This is a genomic window from Burkholderia sp. E168m23 (assembly GCF_016586125.1).
Classification (GTDB): domain Bacteria; phylum Pseudomonadota; class Gammaproteobacteria; order Burkholderiales; family Burkholderiaceae; genus Burkholderia; species Burkholderia orbicola.
In genome coordinates, this window is sequence record NZ_BCPP01001364.1 from 1 (window position 1) to 1,348 (window position 1,348).

Genomic DNA, 1,348 nt, shown 5'->3' on the forward strand with positions numbered 1-1,348 from the left:
TGTTGATGCTGCCGAATCGGGTCGAGTTGTGGGACGCGATGCTGGCCGCGATGAAGCTCGGCGCGATCGTGCTGCCCGCCACCACGCAACTGTCGCCCGACGACGTGCGCGACCGCGTGCAGATCGGCGGCGCGACCTACGCGATCGTCGACGAGCACGAAACCGCGAAGTTCGAGCAGGCCGGCCTCGGCCTCAAGCAGAAAATCGTCGCCGGCGTGCCGCGCGAAGGCTGGCTCGCGATGAACGACGGCTATGCGGCGAGCGCCGCGTTCGAGCCGGACGCCGTCACGCACGCGAACGATCCGATGCTGCTGTACTTCACGTCGGGCACGACGTCGAAGCCGAAGCTCGTCGAGCATACGCACCGCACCTATCCGATCGGGCACCTGTCGACGATGTACTGGGTCGGCCTGCAACCGGGCGACATCCACTGGAACATCAGCTCGCCGGGCTGGGCGAAGCACGCGTGGAGCTGCTTCTTCGCGCCGTGGAATGCGCAGGCGTGCGTGTTCGCGTTCAACTATGCGCGCTTCGAGCCGAAGGTCGTGCTCGATGCGCTCGTCAAGTATCGGGTGACGACGCTGTGCGCGCCGCCGACCGTGTGGCGCATGCTGGTGCAGCAGCCGCTCGCGTCGTTCGACGTGAAGCTGCGCGAGATCGTCGGCGCGGGCGAGCCGCTGAATCCCGAGATCATCGAGCGCGTGAAGAAGGCCTGGAACATCTCGATTCGCGACGGCTACGGCCAGACCGAGACGACCTGCCTGATCGGCAATTCGCCGGGCCAGCCGGTAGTCGCCGGCTCGATGGGCCGGCCGCTGCCCGGCTACCGGATCGCGCTGCTCGACCCGGACGGCGCGCCGGTGACCGAAGGCGAGGTCGCGCTGCCGATCGGTGACGACGTCACGCGCCCGGTCGGGCTGATGAAGGGCTACGCGAACAATCCCGATGCGACGGCTCATGCGATGCGCGACGGTCACTACCGTACGTCGGACATCGCGATGCGTCGCGACGATGGCTACTACGTGTACATCGGCCGCGCAGACGACGTGTTCAAGTCGTCCGACTATCGGCTGAGCCCATTCGAACTGGAAAGCGTGCTGATCGAGCATCCGGCGATCGCGGAAGCGGCCGTCGTGCCGAGCCCGGACCCGGTGCGGTTGTCGGTGCCGAAGACCTTCATCACGCTGCGTCAGGGCTACGAGGAAAGCCCCGCGCTCGCGCTGGAGATCTTCCGTTTCTCGCGCGAGAAGCTCGCGCCGTACAAGCGCATCCGTCGCCTGCAGTTCGCGGAACTGCCGAAGACGATCTCGGGGAAGATCCGCCGCGTCGAGCTGCGCCGCCGCGAGAT

1 protein-coding gene is annotated in these 1,348 nt (G+C 67.0%); it reads left to right on the plus strand.

Annotated features, from left to right (window positions below; translation table 11 throughout):
- A partial coding sequence (locus JMF90_RS37320) for an AMP-binding protein (protein ID WP_201326364.1) occupies nt 1-1,348 on the plus strand: 1,348 nt, incomplete at both ends.